Source organism: Streptomyces chumphonensis, assembly GCF_014779715.1.
GTDB lineage: Bacteria > Actinomycetota > Actinomycetes > Streptomycetales > Streptomycetaceae > Streptomyces > Streptomyces chumphonensis.
Window position 1 is genome coordinate 1 of record NZ_JACXYU010000052.1, and the last position, 220, is coordinate 220.

Annotated in this window: 1 protein-coding gene; it reads right to left on the bottom strand. The window is 73.2% G+C overall.

The window, feature by feature from the left end:
- Nucleotides 1–220 (bottom strand): zinc-binding dehydrogenase (locus IF129_RS26010; protein ID WP_224755619.1); only part of this gene is annotated, 220 nt, incomplete at both ends.

Below are 220 nucleotides of genomic sequence, written 5' to 3' on the forward strand. Positions count from 1 at the left end.
CCGAGTTTCTCGGCCTCCTCCATGGCGATCATGGTGACGACGCGGTCGCGGTCCTTGACGAGTTCGACGGAGGCGCGCAGGGCCTCGGGCCCGGCGGCGTCGAGGGCGGCGTCGACGCCGTCCGGGGCCAGTTCCCGCACTCGTTCGACGAGTCCGTCCCCGTAGGTGACGGGGACGGCGCCGAGCGCGCGCAGGTGGTCGTGGTTGCGTTCGCTCGCCG